This is a genomic window from Streptomyces sp. NPDC093225, assembly GCF_044753805.1.
Lineage (GTDB): Bacteria > Actinomycetota > Actinomycetes > Streptomycetales > Streptomycetaceae > Streptomyces.
The window spans coordinates 36,665-53,110 of record NZ_JBIVNX010000006.1; the positions used below are offsets into that span (position 1 = coordinate 36,665).

The 16,446-nt window shown below is 73.3% G+C and carries 15 protein-coding genes and 1 riboswitch; of the genes, 6 read left to right on the forward strand and 9 right to left on the reverse strand.

The window, feature by feature from the left end; all coding sequences use genetic code 11:
* Positions 1-345: 345 nt before the first annotated feature.
* Both ACIQCH_RS08215 and ACIQCH_RS08220 read left to right on the forward strand, forming a co-directional pair.
* A complete protein-coding gene (locus tag ACIQCH_RS08215) occupies positions 346-618 on the forward strand; it encodes a type II toxin-antitoxin system Phd/YefM family antitoxin (protein WP_134073792.1) in 273 nt (90 codons plus the stop codon).
* Entirely contained in the window at positions 615-884 is a 270-nt protein-coding gene (locus tag ACIQCH_RS08220; RefSeq protein WP_402579217.1) for a type II toxin-antitoxin system RelE/ParE family toxin, read from the forward strand. The genes ACIQCH_RS08215 and ACIQCH_RS08220 overlap by 4 nt, the downstream gene beginning before the upstream one ends.
* A 54-nt stretch (positions 885-938) precedes the next feature.
* Here the strand turns inward: ACIQCH_RS08220 and ACIQCH_RS08225 are convergent, their stop codons facing one another.
* From ACIQCH_RS08225 to ACIQCH_RS08255, 7 genes are all read right to left on the reverse strand, one after another.
* Positions 939-1,913 (reverse strand): exopolyphosphatase, encoded by a 975-nt coding sequence (locus ACIQCH_RS08225; protein WP_402579219.1) that lies wholly within the window; start codon positions 1,911-1,913, stop codon positions 939-941.
* Positions 1,910-2,461, reverse strand: a complete 552-nt coding sequence (locus ACIQCH_RS08230) for a DUF501 domain-containing protein (protein ID WP_402579221.1) — start codon at positions 2,459-2,461, stop codon at positions 1,910-1,912. Before ACIQCH_RS08230 ends, ACIQCH_RS08225 begins: the two co-directional genes overlap by 4 nt.
* Positions 2,462-2,537: 76 nt before the next feature.
* On the reverse strand, positions 2,538-3,014 hold the full coding sequence (locus ACIQCH_RS08235; RefSeq protein WP_402579223.1) for a septum formation initiator family protein: 477 nt from the start codon (positions 3,012-3,014) through the stop codon (positions 2,538-2,540).
* Between the two features lie 187 nt (positions 3,015-3,201).
* A complete protein-coding gene (gene eno / locus ACIQCH_RS08240) occupies positions 3,202-4,488 on the reverse strand; it encodes a phosphopyruvate hydratase (protein ID WP_402579225.1) in 1,287 nt (428 codons plus the stop codon).
* A 336-nt stretch (positions 4,489-4,824) separates the two neighbouring features.
* On the reverse strand, positions 4,825-5,523 hold the full coding sequence (locus ACIQCH_RS08245) for a transglycosylase family protein (RefSeq protein ID WP_402579227.1): 699 nt from the start codon (positions 5,521-5,523) through the stop codon (positions 4,825-4,827).
* Between the two features lie 3 nt (positions 5,524-5,526).
* A riboswitch (cyclic di-AMP (ydaO/yuaA leader) is annotated at positions 5,527-5,699 on the reverse strand.
* Between the two features lie 287 nt (positions 5,700-5,986).
* A complete protein-coding gene (locus ACIQCH_RS08250; protein ID WP_402579229.1) occupies positions 5,987-7,099 on the reverse strand; it encodes a transglycosylase family protein in 1,113 nt (370 codons plus the stop codon).
* A 246-nt stretch (positions 7,100-7,345) separates the two neighbouring features.
* A complete protein-coding gene (locus ACIQCH_RS08255; protein WP_402579231.1) occupies positions 7,346-8,599 on the reverse strand; it encodes a cytochrome P450 in 1,254 nt (417 codons plus the stop codon).
* Between the two features lie 188 nt (positions 8,600-8,787).
* Between ACIQCH_RS08255 and ACIQCH_RS08260 the strand changes: the two genes are divergently transcribed.
* Both ACIQCH_RS08260 and ACIQCH_RS08265 read left to right on the forward strand, forming a co-directional pair.
* Complete coding sequence (locus ACIQCH_RS08260) at positions 8,788-9,456, forward strand: hypothetical protein (RefSeq protein ID WP_402579233.1); 669 nt, start codon at positions 8,788-8,790, stop codon at positions 9,454-9,456.
* 330 nt (positions 9,457-9,786) lie between these two features.
* Positions 9,787-11,184: a globin domain-containing protein gene (locus ACIQCH_RS08265; RefSeq protein ID WP_402579235.1), complete on the forward strand. Its 1,398-nt coding sequence runs from the start codon at positions 9,787-9,789 to the stop codon at positions 11,182-11,184.
* Between the two features lie 18 nt (positions 11,185-11,202).
* Here the strand turns inward: ACIQCH_RS08265 and ACIQCH_RS08270 are convergent, their stop codons facing one another.
* Positions 11,203-12,198: a nucleoside triphosphate pyrophosphohydrolase gene (locus tag ACIQCH_RS08270; protein ID WP_402579237.1), complete on the reverse strand. Its 996-nt coding sequence runs from the start codon at positions 12,196-12,198 to the stop codon at positions 11,203-11,205.
* 170 nt (positions 12,199-12,368) lie between these two features.
* On the reverse strand, positions 12,369-12,989 hold the full coding sequence (locus tag ACIQCH_RS08275; protein ID WP_402579239.1) for a SurA N-terminal domain-containing protein: 621 nt from the start codon (positions 12,987-12,989) through the stop codon (positions 12,369-12,371).
* A 158-nt stretch (positions 12,990-13,147) separates the two neighbouring features.
* On the opposite strand from ACIQCH_RS08275, the gene ACIQCH_RS08280 reads away from it, so the two are divergent.
* The gene (locus ACIQCH_RS08280) at positions 13,148-15,646 is read left to right on the forward strand and encodes a YfhO family protein (protein ID WP_402579240.1); all 2,499 of its coding nucleotides are present in this window, start codon (positions 13,148-13,150) and stop codon (positions 15,644-15,646) included.
* 148 nt (positions 15,647-15,794) lie between these two features.
* Positions 15,795-16,418, forward strand: coding sequence for a hypothetical protein (locus ACIQCH_RS08285; protein ID WP_402579242.1), 624 nt, complete (start codon positions 15,795-15,797; stop codon positions 16,416-16,418).
* The last annotated feature ends 28 nt before the right edge of the window (positions 16,419-16,446 follow it).

Here is a 16,446-nt window from a genome sequence, read left to right on the forward strand (position 1 = left end):
GAGCCGAAGGGCCCTTCCGGACCCCCGCCGGACCCTTTTTCCTTGTGAAGAACTTCACGAAGTTTCTGCGGACGACGGCGCCGACGACCCTGTCATGGCCCTCTCAGAACCCCGAAGTGACCTTCGAAACCCCTGTACCCGACCTCCGGAACCCCCCGATCCACCCGGTCGGGCCCGCCCGGAGACGCGTGAGGGGCCCGCGCACGGACCCCTCACGGCACGACTCCGACGGCCCTCAGGCGCCCGCGGCGGCCGAGATCGCGATCCCGTCCGGCATTCCCGGTGAACCCGCACCTGTTCGGCGCCGGACCGGCGCGTGTACACATGCGCGCGTACACTGCCGTCATGAGTGAGAATGCCGTGACCGTGCGCGAGGCCCGCGCCCATCTCGCAGACCACATCAACCGGGCGGAGCAGGGCGCGCCGACCATCATCACCCGCAACGGCGCTCCGGTGGCCGCCCTGGTCCCCATCGCGGACTTCAACGCGCTCGAAGAAGCGGCGGACGAACTGCTCGCCCGCGAGGCGGAGGCCGTGCTGGCCGAAGGCGGTCCGACCGTGACCATGGCCGAGCTGCTGGCCGACCTGTTCAGCGAGCGGGGTGACGGAGCGGCGTGAAGTACGCGTTCCGGTTCACCACGGCGGCGCAACGACAGCTCCGGGCGATCGACAAACCAGCCGCAATGCGCATCCTCGCCGCACTGACCGCGCTGGGAGATGATCCGTACCGCGAGGACGCCGACGTCAAGAAGCTCACCGGACCGTCTGGCCTCTACCGGCTCCGGGTCGGCAACCACCGGATCGCCTATCAAGTCCTGGACGGTGAGCTCGTCGTCCTCGTCGTCAAGGTCGGCGACCGGCGCGACATCTACCGCACCATCTGAGTCCGACGGTGATGACGGCGCTCCGGTCAGCGGGCCCGACCGGAGCGCCATCGTTCAGCGGCTCCCGTCGACCTCGACCCCTTCCGCGGCCGAGATCGCGATCCCGTCGAGGATGTCGTGCTCGCTCACGACGACTTCGGTCGCACCGATGCGCTCCATGATCGCCAGCAGCACCAGCGACCCCGCCCCGATGACGTCCACCCGCCCCGGGTGCATGACGCCGATCCGCGCCCGCTCGTCGTGCGTCGCGGTCAGCATCCGCTCGCTGATCGCACGCACCTGCTCGTACGGGATCCGGGAGTGGTGGATCTTCTCCGAGTCGTACTCCGCCAGCCCCAGCGCGATCCCGGCCACGGTGGTGACCGAACCGGCCAGCCCCACCAGCGTGCGGGCCTCGCCCAGCGGGACGGTCCCGGCGGCCAGGTCGAGGGCCGCCTCGATGTCCGCCCGCATCGCGGCGACCTGCGCCTCGGTCGGCGGGTCGGTGACCGTACCGTCGACCACCAGGTGGCGCTCGGTCATGCGGACGCAGCCCACGTCGACCGACCGGGCGGCGCGCACGTGCTCCGCGCCGAGGACGAACTCGGTCGAGCCGCCGCCGATGTCGACCACCAGGTACGGCGTCGCCAGGTCCGAACGACCCGCGGCGGCCAGCGACCGGGTGGCACCGGTGAAGGAGAACTCGGCCTCCTGGTCGCCGCTGATCACCTCGGGCTCGACGCCCAGGATGTCCAGCACGCCGGCGACGAACTCGTCCCGGTTCTCGGCGTCGCGCGAGGCGGAGGTGGCCACGAAGCGGACCTTCTCCGCGCCCAGCTCCTTGATGACGGCCGCGTACGCGCGGCAGGCGGCGAAGGTGCGCTCCAGCGCCTCCGGGGCCAGCCGGCCGGTCTTGTCCACGCCCTGGCCCAGCCGGACGATGATCATCCGGCGGTCGAGCTCGACCAGCTCTCCCGTGGCCGGGTCGACGTCGGCGACCAGCAGGCGGATGGAGTTCGTACCGCAGTCGATTCCGGCGACCCGGGTCACTCGGACTCCTTCTCCTCGTCGGTGCCCTGCTCCCCGCAGGGGGTCACGCACGGACCCTTGGCCCACCACTCGGGCAGCATCGCCAGGGCCTCGTCGCCGAGCGGGTTCACGCCCGGGCCGGCCGCCAGCGAGTGGCCGACCAGCACGTGCAGGCACTTGACCCGGTCGGGCATGCCGCCGGCGCTCGGGAACCCCTCCAGCACGTCGATCGCGTCGCGGCGGGCGATGTAGTCCTCGTGCGCGGCCCGGTAGGCGGCCGCCAGCTCCGGGTCGGTGCCGAGCCGGGCCTGCATCTCCTTCATCACGCCGTTGGCCTCGAGGGTGCCGATGGCGGAGGCGGCGCGCGGGCAGGTCAGGTAGTACACCGTCGGGAAGGGCGTGCCGTCCGGCAGCCGCGGGGCCGTCTCGACCACGTCCGGCTGGCCGCACGGGCAGCGGTGCGCGATGGCGCGCAGCCCGCGCGGCGGGCGGCCGAGCTGCTCCTTGAACGCGGCGACGTCCGCGTCCGTGGGCTCGGTCCGTTCGGTCTGGGGCGGGGGCGTTTCCATGCCTGAAGTGATGTCTCTCAGTTGTCGTGTGCGGTCGTCGACGGTCGGCGGTGCTCGGTGCCGGCCGTCGGCGGTCTCAGTTGTCGTCCGGGCGGTCGGCCTTGTCGACCCCGTCCCAGACGTTGGAGTACCAGGGCCGGTCGGCCTCGCCCGTCTCGGCGCGGCGCCGCTCCTCGGCCTCCGGGTCGGCCACGGTGTACCCGGTCTCCCCCGGTCGCACGTAGTGCAGGTGCTCGCGCGCCTGCTGCTCGACGTACGCCGGGTCCTGCCAGCGGGCCTTCTCGTCCCGGAGTTCCTCCAGGCGCTGGCGCGCCCGGTCGGCCTCCTGCTGCTGCTCGGCGATCTCCGAACGCTGGGAGACGTACTGGCGCATCGGGTACGCGAGGGCGACGACCAGGGTACAGAGGACGAGGACCAGCAGGGCCGCGCGCCCGGTCAGCCGACTGCGCCGCACCTGGCGCCGGGACTGCGAGCGGTAGACGTGCGCCGCGGTGCGCTCCCCGAGCTGCCGCAGCCTGGTCGCGGTGGAGAACCGGTCCCGGTTCCCGGACATGTGCGCCGCCTCCCCTGCTCCCCGTGGTCCGTCGTCCGTGCGCGCCCGCGTACGCGTACGTCCGTGCGGGCACGTGTGCGTCCGTGCGCGACGCAGTACGTATGACGCAGTACGTCCCCGCACACGGTACGGGACCGAGTGCGGGGACGTACGGAGGCTCTAGCGACCTCTGGGGATGACCGGAGGATCAGCCCTTGAAGCGCGGGAACGCGCTGCGGCCGGCGTACACGGCGGCGTCGTCGAGGATCTCCTCGATGCGCAGCAGCTGGTTGTACTTGGCGACGCGCTCGGAGCGGGCCGGGGCACCGGTCTTGATCTGGCCGCAGTTGGTGGCGACGGCCAGGTCGGCGATGGTGACGTCCTCGGTCTCGCCGGAGCGGTGCGACATCATGCACTTGAAGCCGCTGCGCTGGGCGAGCTCGACGGCGTCGAGGGTCTCGGTCAGGGAACCGATCTGGTTCACCTTCACGAGCAGGGCGTTGGCGGTGCCCTCCTCGATGCCGCGGGCCAGGCGCTCGGGGTTGGTGACGAACAGGTCGTCACCGACGAGCTGCACCTTGGCGCCGAGCTTGTCGGTGATGACCTTCCAGCCGGCCCAGTCGTCCTCGAACAGCGGGTCCTCGATGGAGACGAGCGGGTACGCGGAGACGAGCTCCTCGTAGTACTCGGTCATCTCGGCGGCCGAGCGGGCCTGGCCCTCGAAGTTGTACTTGCCGTCCTTGTAGAACTCGGACGCGGCGACGTCGAGCGCGAGCGCGATGTCCTTGCCCGGGGCGTAGCCGGCCTGCTTGATGGCCTCGAGGATGAGGTCCAGGGCCTCGCGGTTGGAGCCCAGGTTCGGGGCGAAGCCGCCCTCGTCGCCGAGGCCGGTGGACAGGCCCTTGGACTTCAGCACGGACTTGAGGGTGTGGTAGACCTCGGTGCCCCAGCGCAGGGCCTCGGAGAAGGACTCCGCGCCGATCGGGGCGATCATGAACTCCTGGATGTCCACGTTGGAGTCGGCGTGCGAGCCGCCGTTCAGGATGTTCATCATCGGAACGGGCAGCAGGTGCGCGTTCGGGCCGCCGAGGTAGCGGAACAGCGGCAGGTCCGAGGCCTCGGACGCGGCGTGCGCCACGGCCAGGGAGACGCCGAGGATCGCGTTGGCGCCGAGCGAGCCCTTGTTGTCGGTCGCGTCCAGGTCGAACATGGCCTGGTCGATCAGGCGCTGCTCGGTGGCGTCGTAGCCGACCAGCTCGGGGCCGATCTGCTCGATGACGGCGAGGACGGCCTTCTCGACGCCCTTGCCCTGGTAGCGGTTCGGGTCCCCGTCGCGGAGCTCAATGGCCTCGAACGCACCGGTGGAGGCACCGGAGGGAACGGCAGCACGGCCGGTGCTGCCGTCGTCGAGGCCGACCTCGACCTCGACCGTGGGGTTGCCTCGGGAGTCCAGGATTTCCCGGGCTACGACGACGTCGATGGACGGCACGAGCATCTCCTTCTGGGATGTGACGCTAGGTGTGCGGTGGCGCCTGGGCCGTGGGACCGACCCAGCCGGACTAGAGCCTAACCGGCTCCGGGGCATCGGCCAGCCGACCGCCCGGGTCCTGGGACGAAAAAGGGGCTGAATACCCGCCTTCCAGGACATACGGCCCTTGATCAAGAGCACTCCGGAGGCCCTGACGGCCTTTCGGGGACCCCCGGGCTGCGCCGAACATACGTCCGCCCGGCGCGTCGGGGGGAGGACGCGCCGGGCGGACGTGCTTGCACCGGGTGAGCAGATCTCCGCTCAGGAGAGCTTCGAGAGCCGCTCAGAGGGCTTCGGCTCCGGTCAGGAGAGCTTCAGCATCTGGCCCGGGTAGATCAGGTCGGCATCGGTGACGATGTCCTTGTTGAGCTCGAAGAGCTTCTCCCAGCCGCCCTTGACCTGCTGGGCGTCGGCGATGGTGCCGAGGGTGTCGCCGGCCTTCACCTCGTAGGAGCCGTCGCCCTTCTTGATGACGCCGGAGGACGCCGGCTTCGGGGCCTCGGAGGTGCGGGCGGAGCGGGTCGTCGGGGTCGACTCGGAGGAGCGGGTGCTCTTCTTCGCGGTCGACTTCGAGGACTTGGAGCTCTTGGAGGACTTCGTGGACGTGGAGCCGTCGGAGCCCTTGTAGGAGGCGCCGGACAGGCCCACGCCGCAGCTCGGCCAGGCACCCTTGCCCTGGGCGGCCAGAACCTTCTCGGCCACGGCTATCTGCTGGGACTTGGAGGCCTGGTTGGCCTGCGGGGCGTAGGAGGTGCCGCCGTACGCCGCCCAGGTGGACGCGGAGAACTGCAGGCCGCCGTAGTAGCCGTTGCCGGTGTTGATGGACCAGTTGCCACCGGACTCGCACTGCGCGACGCGGTCCCACTCGGAAGCGGTGGCGGCGCTGGCCGAACCGGCGGCCATCAGCGGAGCGGCGACGACCGCACCGGCGACGCCGACGAGGGCGGCGGTACGGGCGGCCTTGGACGCACGGCGGTGCTTGCCCTTGCTGGAAGACAGCATGGAAGGTCTCCTCACCGACGCCTGCGAGGTGAGCTGTCGGGTTCGGGCGAGTGAGTTGCCCGGCCTCGCGACCTAGCGCGTGGCTTCACCCCTAGCCGGTTCCGTGACCGTCTCTCAACGGCCGGGCCCGGCAAAAATCTTGGGTCCCCCGCTCCTGCCTACGGCGCTTACGCGTCGACTGTTCCCTTGCGTCCGGTGGCAGGACTCGGCGTGCGGTCGAAGGGGCTCGCGGTGGCGAGCGGTCAGACCGTAGGCAGAGGTCTCCCCGATGTTCAAGGTGGGACATCGGGGAGAAACCGCTCGTACTTGCCTTCCGGGAACCGGCGTTTGCGCAGGTGGGAGGGGGCTTGCGCACACCTCCCGGACGCAACACGCCAGTTGACGGCCTGAGACTCATGTCTCACTCGCGCCAAACCCGGACATTCAACGCGTACCGGGTGTCCCGACTGCGCCCGAACTGCCCCTACTTCTGCCCGAGGTGGAGGCTCTGTCCCGGCTTGATGAGGTCCGCGTCATCCCCGATGAGCTGCTCGTTCGCCTTGTAGAGGGCATCCCAGCCGCCCTTGAGGCCCTTCTCGTCCGCGATCTCCGAGAGGCTGTCGCCGGGCTGCACGGTGTACGTCGGGTCGGTGGTGGTCTCCGTAAGGGTGGAGACGTCGTTCCCGGACGCGCCGTCAGCTGCACCCGGGTCATCATTCGCGGCGTGACGTCCCGTTGCGGCGAATATGTCCGATTCGGTTCCGGGTCCCTCGAGGGCCGGGGTGCCGCGGTGCTTGCCGGTGGCGCCGTCGGCGGTCTGGCCGGGGTCCGACGGGGTGCCGGTCGGGGTCTCGGGGGTGCCGGGGGTGCCCGGGGTGCCGGTCGGGACGTCGGGGGTGCCGGGCGTACCGGGCGTACCGGGCGTACCGGGGACGGTGGGCGTGCCCGGCGTGCCCGGCGTGCCCGGCGTGCCGGGGGTACCGGGAGTCCCCGGCGTCGTGGGCGCGGACGGCGAGGCGGGGTCCGTCGGACCGCCCGGGGTCGCGGGCGTCGTCGGCGTCGAGGGCGTCGTCGGCGTGGTGGCGCCGGGGCTCGGGGTGCCCGGGGCGGCGGGCTCGGTCGGCTCGGCCGGGGTCTCCGTGCCCTGGTCGGGGCGGACCGGGGCCGGGGTGACCGGCTTGCCCTCGTCCTCCAGGCCGGCGTCGACCTTGGCCTTCGGGCCGCCCTTCGTCAGGCCGGCCGGGCCCGCGCACATCGGCCAGGCCGACGGGCCCTGGGCGGCGAGCACCCGCTCGCCGACGGTGATCTGCTGCGAACGACTGGCGAGGTCGGCACGGGCGGCGTAGGCGAGGCCGCCGTTGCCCTCCCAGACTTCCTGGGTGAACTGCAGTCCGCCGTAGAAGCCGTTGCCGAGGTCGGCGCTCCAGGCGCCGCCGCTCTCGCACTCGGCGACCTTGTCCCAGGTGGTGGTGTCGGCGGCGGAGGCGCTGGTGGCCGCGAGCAGCGGCAGCGCGAGGGCGGAGCCGGTGACTCCAGCCGTGACGACGATCGCGGGGGCCTGGCGGGGCCGACGGTGGCGGCCGTTACCGGAGCGCATGCGTGAGGGCCTTTCGTGGCGGCAAGGGGGCGACCGCGAACCTAGCCGGGTTCGAACGGATGTCACAAGTCGATGCAGCGCAGATCACGTTGAGATCACGAAACTGAGGAATGCTCAGTTCCGCTCCGTGTCGGAATCCCTACGGGCCGTCTATCGGCGCCCAGTTGAGCCCGTTACGTCCCCCCGGCGCGGCGCACGGCGCCCCTCGGGCCGGTTTCCGGAGGGAAATCTTCCTTAAGGGAACCGTCACGCTCCTTCCGGCGTGAAGGTGACCGGGAGGGTGCGCAGCCCGCGCATGATGAGCCCGCCCCGCCAGCGGAGTTCGGCCGGCTCGACGGCGAGTCGCAGGTCGGGCAGGCGCGTCAGGAGCGTGGCCAGCGCGGTCTGCCCCTCCAGGCGCGCGAGCGGCGCGCCGAGGCAGTAGTGGATGCCGTGGCCGTAGCCGAGGTGCTGGTTGTCGGAGCGGGCGAGGTCGAGGGTGTCGGGTTCGGCGAAGCGCGCCGGGTCGCGGTCGGCCGCCGCGAGCACGACCAGTACCGGGTCGCCGGTGCCGACCGACTGCCCGCCGAGGGTCAGGGGCTCGGTGGCGAACCGCCACGTGGCGAGCTCGACCGGGCCGTCGTAGCGGAGGAGCTCCTCGACGCCCGTGGCCAGCAGGTCCGTCTCGCCGGCGGCGAGGGAGGCCTGCAGCCGGTCGCGCTCGCGGGGGTTCATGAAGAGGGAGTGCAGGCCGTTCCCGATGAGGTTGACGGTCGTCTCGAAGCCCGCGAAGAGCAGGATGAAGGCCATCGCGGCGGCCTCGTTCTCCGTGAGGTGCTCGCCGTGGTCGCTGGCCCGGATGAGACCGGAGATCAGGTCGTCGCCCAGATCGTCCCGTTTGCGGTGGATCAGGTCGACCAGGTAGCTCCGCATCTGCTTGACCGAGCGGGCCACGCCGCCGCGCGGCCCGCCGCCGTGGCGGATCATCATGCCCGCCCAGTCGCGGAAGTCGTCCTGGTCCTCGCGCGGTACGCCGAGCATCTCGCAGATGGCGTAGATGGGGAGCGGGAACGCGAACTCGTGGATGAGGTCCGCCTCCCCCTTCGCCGCGAAGCCGTCGATGAGCTGGTCGGTCAGCTGCTGCACGCGGGGCGTGAACTCCGCGACGCGGCGGGGCGTGAACGCCTTCGACACCAGCCGCCGCAGCCGGGTGTGGTCCGGCGGGTCGATGTTGAGCAGATGGGTCATCAGCTCGGCCTTGCGCTCGCCCGGAATGCCGGTCTTGCCCTTGGCGTGCGCGGGCTCCGCGTGGTGCGCGGGGTTCTTGCTGAGCCGCTGGTCGGCGAGGGCCTGGCGGGCGTCCGCGTAGCGGGTGACCAGCCAGGCCTCGACGCCACTGGGCAGCCGGGTCCGGTGCACCGGCGCGTGCTCCCGCAGCCAGGCGTAGGCGGGGTACGGATCGGTGGCGAACTCCCAGGTGAAGAGCTCGGGCGGGGTCTGGGCGGAGGGCTGGTCCTGCATGCGCCCGACCCTAGTCGGCCCGGTGGGCGCGCACCGCCCGGGCGGTGCCGCGGCGGGCTGACGGGCCCTCCCCCGGGCGGGGGAGGCGGTCCCCTCTCGCGGGGGACGTGGTGGGGGTGGGGCGGCTGCGAGCGTGGGTGCAGCGGGATCGAACCGACCCGCCTCCGCACAGGAATAGAGGTCCGATCATGCGTACGTTCCTCACGGGCATCGCGCTGGCCACCGCCGCCGTGGTCGCCGTGCCCGTCACCGCGGCCTCCGCCGCTTCCGCCGGTCCTGCCGCTCCTGCCTCCCCCGCCGCTTCTGTCGCCTCTTCCGCCACCGCCGCTCCGGCCGCGCGTGGATCCCACGTCGGCCTGCGGGCGAGCACCAGCCTGCACGGCTGGGGGCGCCTCGCCCTGCGGGGCCCCGCGCCCGACCCGGACGGGTCGATCACCCTGGGCGTCGACGCGCACTCCGTCGCGCGGCCGGGCGCGGCTCGGCCGACGCCCGCGATGTCATGGGGTCACGTGACCGTCCAGCACGCGTTCCGCGAGAACGGGCGGTGGACCGGCACGGTACGGGCCGAGATCAGGGTCGACTGCCTCGTCGGGAAGGGGGAGGACGCCGTCCTCACCGGCACCGCGGACTCGGTCACGTACACCGTCCCGCCGGGGGCCGAGCAGCCGCACTTCCCGGCGGGGTGGCACCCGGAGGTCGCGCTCGGCTTCCACCGCGACGCCGAGGGCCGCAGCCGGGTGGCCTGGACCGGCGTCCCCGACTCCCGGGAGGCCCCGCCCGTCGCCGCCCGGTGCGAGGCCCCTTCCACGGACAGTCCGGACCTGTACCTCATAGCCGGCGGCTTCGACCTGAAGTGAGGGCGGACGGGGCGAGGACGACCGGAGGTCAGCCATCGGAGGGGGTGGTGGGTACTGCGGTGGGGGGAGCACCGGCTACCGCACCGGTATAGCTGTAGACGACAACCGATCCAGCGCGCCGCACGGGCGGAAAGGACCGTCCGGGGAGGCAACCGAACGGCGCCCGGGGCCCTCATCAGGGGTATCGGGGGCGGTGCGGCGGAGCGCCCGTCGGACCCGGCCCCGCGTACCCACAGGTAGGCCTTAGGCATATGCGCGGGTATGCCTAAGGCTGTCCGTAGATACGACGGACCTTGACCTGACCGAGTCTCACATTCCTACTTTCGGTTGGTGGATGTGAGGATCTTGAAGAGCAGCTTCGCGGTGGTGGAGCGACGCGCCGAGCACGCGGTCAAGTACTTCTACTCGCACCTGTTCTGGCACAACCCGGGGATCCGGGAGATGTTCCCTCCCGGATTCGAGGACATGGAGCGGCAGCGCGACCGGCTCTTCGCCGCGCTCACCCACGTCGTGTCGCACCTGGACGACCCGTCCCTCGTCCCGTACCTGCGGGACCTGGGGCGGGACCACCGCAAGTTCCTGGTCGGCGCCGAGCACTACGCCGCCGTGGGGACCAGCCTCCTCGCCGCACTGGCCGAGGCGGCCGGGGAGGCCTGGACCCCCGCGGTGGAGAAGGCGTGGGGCGAGGCGTACCAGGTGATCGCCGACGTGATGACGGCCGGCGCCGCCGAGAGCACGGACCCGGCCTGGTGGGACGCCGAGATCGTGCGGCACCTCCAGTACGGCCGGGACATAGCCGTGCTCACGCTGCTGCCGCACCGGCGCCTCCCCTACTCCTCCGGGCAGTACGTGAGCGTGAGCAGCGAGCGGGTGCCGACGACGTGGCGGACGTACTCGATCGGCAATGCGCCCCGTGCCGACCTGACCGTCGACCTGCACATCAGCCGCATCGAGCGCGGCCGGCTCAGCAACCACCTCGTCCGCGAGGCGCAGCCGGGCGAGCGGCTGCGGCTGGGCGCGGCCGGCGGCGCGATGACCCTGCGCCGGGACGCGAACCGCCCGGTCAGCTTCATCGCGGCGGGCACGGGCTGGGCACCGGTCCGGGCCATGCTGGAGGAGCTGGTCGAGAACCCGCCGCAGCAGGACATCCGGCTGTTCGTCGTGGCCCGCGACCAACCGCACCTCTACGACCGTCCGCTGATCGAGCGGCTCCAGGAGCAGTGCCGCTGGCTCACCGTCACGTACATCACCCCCGCTCCCGGCCAGCACCGCAACCAGGCCACCGACCGCCTCGCGACCGCACTCGCCACCCGCGGGCTGTGGCGGGAGCAGGACGTGTACCTCAGCGGGCCGTCGCTGTTCATCGACGAGACCGCCGCCCTGCTGGAGGACCTGGGCGCGGACCCGGCACGGATCTTCTACGACGCCGTACCGGCGGCCTCGGGCGGCGAGCGGGTCCGGCCCCTGGGCTTCGGCGAGTGGTTCCTGAACCGGCCGCGGACGCACTGGTACAACCCGGCCGACCGTGCGCCGCGGCCGCCCTCGGCCGACGCCCACCGGACGCCGCCCGGGATCAGCCCCGGTTCCGGGCTCGGCCCCGAGTTCGGCCCCGGTCCGGGACCGTCCGGCGGCGGGGCCGGTCCCTCCGGCGGGTCCGGTCACGGGTCCGGGGCCGGGTCCGGGGACGGGGCCGGGGACGGGGCCGGGGACGGGGCCTGCCCCTTCTGAGCGGTCGGGGTCCGGGGGTTACGCGTCGACGCCCTCGGCGGCGCGGATCGCGTCCCGGTACGCCCGGGCCGCCGCCCGCAGCGCGGTCTCCGGGTCGACGCCCTCCGCGTCGGCGCGCGCGGCGAGGGCCAGCAGCTCGTACCCGATCCCCTCGCCCTCAGGCAGGTCCACGTCCACGCCGCCGCTGCGCACCCGCCCGGCGAGCTTGGCCGCGAGCGCGAGGCCCGGCTGGCCCAGGGGTATGCCGTCCGTGACGGAATCCCGCTGCTTCTCGGCGGCCTTGGTCCGCAGCCAGTGCGCCTTGACGTCCTCGGGGGTCTCGGCGGTGGCGTCCCCGAACACGTGCGGGTGCCGGTGGATCAGCTTCTCCACGATGGTCCCGGCCACGTCGTCGACGGACCAGGGCTCCTCGGCGTCCTCCTCGGCGATGCGCGCGTGGAAGACGACCTGGAGCAGCACGTCGCCGAGCTCCTCGCGCAGCTCGTGCCGCTCGCCGTCCTCGATGGCCTCGACGAGCTCGTACGCCTCCTCGATCGCGTACTTGGCCAGGCCCTCGTGGGTCTGCAGCGAGGACCAGGGGCACTCGCGCCGGATGCGGTCCATCACCTGGACGAGGTCCAGGAGGCGGGCGCCGGGCAGGTCGTACGAGCCGGGCAGCAGTTCCAGGTCGGGCATGGACACCCGTCCGGAGCCGGCCATGCGGGCCAGCCCGTCGGTCAGGCGGCGGTCGCCCTCGCCACCGGGGACCACGACGACCGTCCGGCCGCCCGCGGCCGCGGCCACGAGCTCCTGGGCGTCGAGGTACGCCTCCTCCACGGCTATCCCGGCCTCGCGCAGGTACGGCAGCTGAGGGTGCCCCGGGTCGGCGCACAGCACCCGGTCCGCGCCGCGCAGGGCCTCCCAGGCGGTCCAGGACAGCAGGCCGGGAGCCACCCGGTGGCTGGTCGTGAGCAGGACGATGCGGCCGGTGCCGGTCGCCTCGGGGTCGGTGGTGGTGGCGGTCGTGTCAGTCACCCTTCGAACCTACCCCGCCGGACCGGCCGGCCCCGCCCGGCTGCCCTGACGCGGCCCTGACCGGCCCCTGACCGACCCCTGAGGGCGGCCGGGCGGCCGAGGTCGCGGGAGGTACGGGGTGAGGGCGGCCCGAGGCCGGCCGGCCGAGGTCGCGGGCGGGGACGCGGGCGTCACGCCGGGCGGGGTGCCTCCCGGGGGACCGTGCGCTGGGTGATCCACGGCGTCTTCACCGCGGCGAGCTGGATCTTGGACGCGTCCCACGCTCCGTAGCGCGGGTTGACCTTGACCCCGAGCTGCTTCGCCGCGGCCGTGACCGGTCCGATGATCTGATCGTGCCCGTACTTGTCGCCGAGCTTGCCGACGATGAGCCGGTCCCGGACAGCGGCGTCGATCTGGTCGGGCGCGATGGAGGCCTGCTGGAGGACCATCGCCTCGAACTGCTCCTCGCCGCCCAGCCGCTGCACGTCGGCCGCGCGGGCGTCCTCGATCTCCCTCGTGGTGACCGTCAGCCCGGCGTTCTTCGCGGCCTTCTCCAGCACCAGGCTCTGGATCATCGAGTTCAGCTTGGCGCGCTCCAGGCCTGCCGAGTTCCCGATGAGGTCGGCGGCCTGGGGAGAACGGTTCTGCGCCTCGCGGACGTCCTTGACCTGGGCCTGCAGCGCGGAGGTCGCGATCCGCTCGCCGCCGACCACGGCCGCCGTACCGGCGCGGGTGTCGCTCGCGCACGCGGTGAGCAGGGGGGCCGCGGCCAGCAGGGCGGCGGAGACGGAGAGCGCTGTGCGACGGTGCAAGGGAGCCTCCCGGAGATTGTGCGTCCATGCACAAGCCGTGCGGTGATCGATGGTAGGGAGTCGGGGCTGATCTCAGCTACCGATTCGACCAACGATTCCCTGGCCGTTCAGTCGCGTTCACCGCCTCGGCGCACGGGGTTGGCAGTCTCTCCCCCACCATGTCGACAACGGAACGTCCCCTTCCCCGTACCGGAGTCAGCCCGGTCCCGGTGACCGCCGACCCCGGGAGGCCGCCCCGTACCGGCGCCCGCCCGGCCCGTACCGGCGTCCGCCCGGCCGTCCTCGCCGGACTCCTCGCCGCCCTGTCCGTCGTCGCCGGGGACGCGGTGGCGCGGGTCTTCCCCTTCGGGCCGCACCACCGCGCCGTCAACGACCTGAACAACCAGTTCATCCCCTTCCACGCACACCTGTGGGACCTGCTGCACGGCCGGGCCGCCGGCGGGCTGCTGCTCAACTGGCAGTCCGGCTACGGCACCGCCTTCCTGCCGGACCTCGGCACGTACCTCACGAGCCCCTTCGCCCCGCTCGTCGCCCTCTTCCCGCGCGACCGGATCGACCTGGCCGTGTACGTGGTCTGCGTCCTGAAGACGGCGGTGGCGGCGGCCGCGATGACCTGGCTGCTGCGCACCCAGCACCGGGGCCGCGGGCGGGGCTGGGCGGCGGCCGTCCTGGGCGCCTCGTACGCGCTGTGCGGCTGGTCGGTGACCGAGGCCGCGTACAACCCCATGTGGCTGGACGGCCTGATCGCCCTCCCCCTGCTCTGCCTCGCCGGCGAGTGGGCGCTGCGCGGGCGCCGACCGCTGCTCGGTCCGCTGGTGGTGGCGCTGGCCTGGACCGCGAACTTCTACACCGCGTACATGGCCACGCTGGGCGCGGGCCTGGTGCTGCTGGTCCGCCTCGCGCTGACCGTCCCCGCGTCCGCGGGTGTCCGGGGGTTCGTGCGGGGGTACGTGCGGGGCTCCGCCCGGGTGCTCGCGCGGGCCGCCGGGCGGACGCTGCTCGGCATCGCGCTGGCCGCGCCGGTGCTGGTTCCGGTCTTCCTCGGGTCCCGGCACGCCTACCCCGGGATGGAGGCGACCTTCCGGGCGGCCGGGTGGGCGGACGTGTTCGCCCGCGCGCTGCCGGCGACGTACGACTTCTTCACCCCGGCCGTGTTCACGGGGACGGGCACGCTGCTGCTCGCCGCCGCCCTGGCCTTCCACCGGGGGGTGCCGGGCCGGGAGCGGTGGGCCTGGCCGGCGCTGGCGGTGGCCGTGGCGCTGTCGTTCCAGTGGGAGCCCGCGCACCTGGCCTGGCACGTCTTCCAGACCCCCAACGGCAGCCCGTACCGGCAGACCTTCGTGCTCGCCGGGGTGCTGGTCATGGCGGCCTGGGCGGCGGTCGCGCACGGCTGGCCCGCGCCGCGCGCGCTGCTCGGCGGCGGCGCGGTGCTGACCGCGCTCGCGGCCGCGGCGGCCGGCAGCCCCCTGCGCAGCGCGTGGAGCCTGCCGCTCTTCGGCGCGGGCCTCGGGGCCGCGGCCGGCGGCCTCCTGCTCGCCCGGGCGGCGGGCCGCGGGCGGCGCCCCGGCCGGTCGGTGGTGGCGGCGGTGCTGCTCGCCGGCTCGCTGGCCGGGCAGGCCGCGGCGACCACGGCCTACGCGGACCGGGCCCGGCTGGGGCGGCTGGACGACTACCCCGCCTGGGGTGCGGCGCACGGCGCGCGGGCCGCCGCGGTCGCCGCCGCCGACGGCTGGCCGGCGTACCGCACCGATCCGGGGCGCGACCAGTTCTCCGGGAACGATCCGCTGCTGCTCGGCGGCGAGGGCGGGGCGTACTACAGCAGCCACACCCCCGCCGTGCTGACGCGCACGATGGCGGCGCTGGGTGCGGGCTGGACCTCGCGGGGGCGGAGCGTGCAGAGCCTCGACAACCCGGTCACGGACGCGGTCTTCGCGGTGGGCGCCCGGGTGCGGGGCACGGCGGTGGCGCGCACGGCGGTGCCACCGCTGGTGACCGTACGGCCGGACGCCGATCCGGGCCGCTTCGGTCCGTCCCCCTTCCGCAACCAGGAACTCCTGCTGGGGGCGCGGGTGTACGAGGACCCGGTCGGCGGGGTGTGCCGGGCGGGTACCGGGACGTACCTGTGGGCGCCGGACCACGACGGGCGGGTCCGGCTGGGCTCCCGCGGGCCGTCGGTGCGCCTGATCGGCGGGCGGCCGCGGTACCGGGCGGCGCTCCAGCCGCTCGGGGTCTCGCCCGGTGGCGCGGCCGCCCGGGTGGTCTTCGAGCCGGCCGCCCCCCGGGAGTGGCGGCTCGGCTGCCTGGACCGGGAGCGGTTGGCGGCCGCGGTCGCCCGGCTCCGCGCGACCGGGGCGGTCCGGGTCTCGGTCACCGACGACGGCGTCCGCGCCGACCTCCCGCCCGGCAGCCGGGGCACGGCCGTCCTGGCCGTCCCCCGCACTGCCGGCTGGCGCTGCGACGGCGCCCCGGCGTCCTCCTACCTCGGCCTGGTCGCCACCCCGGTGAAGGGCACGACCGTCTCCTGCACCTTCCGCCCGCCGGGCCTGCGGGCGGGGGCCGGAGCGGGGGCGGCCGCCCTGCTGGTCCTCGGCGGCCTGGCCGCCCGGGGGCGGATTCCGGTCAGGTTCCGGCACGTGCGGCGTCACCGGAGGTCCTGACGGACACAATGACCCCGCCGATTCGGCCCGTGGGTGGCCGATAACGGGGGGATGCATGACCGCGACACCGAGCACGCCACCGCCACCGCCGCCGATGCCGTCGGAGCCGCCGTCCGAGGCGGGGCCCGACCAGGGGCCACGGGGCACGATGCGCGTCTTCGGGGAGGTGGCGGGCTGGATCTCCGCCCTCACCGGCCTCATCGGCCTGGTCCTCGGCTTCTTCGGGCTGCCGGCGGTGGTCGCCTCGCCGACCGCCGAGCGCGTGGCCGCCACCGTGACGGTCACGGCCACCACGACCGTGACGGCCACCGTCACGGCGCCGGCGGGCGGGGCGGGGGGCGCGTCCGGATCGGGCGGGTCGGACGGCGGTTCCGGCAGCCCCTCCCCCTCGGCGGGCGGGGCGCCCTCGGACGTCTTCAAGACGGCGACCGTGGACGTGGCCGAGGACTACGGCTTCAGCCTCGACGACGACCCGCTGCGGCCGGTCAGGAAGAACGAGAAGAAGCGGGAGCTGTACCGGTGGTCGGCCGGCCTGTGGGCCGAGGAGGAAACCCAGCTCGTGGTGCTGAACCGGAACGAGAGCGGCACCTATGAGACGTGCAGCGCCGTGACCCGCTTCCAGGAGAAGGTGGAGATCTCCGACATGAAGCCGGGCTTCCGGTTCTGTGTGCTGTCGAAGACCGGCCTGGTCAGCCTGGTCGAGTTCAAGGAGGGCGGACTGCAGCAGGGCTACGTCCGCCTGAAGCTCAAGATCTGGAAGGGCTCTTACTGAGGCGTCGGGCGTCGGGCGTCGACGGCGG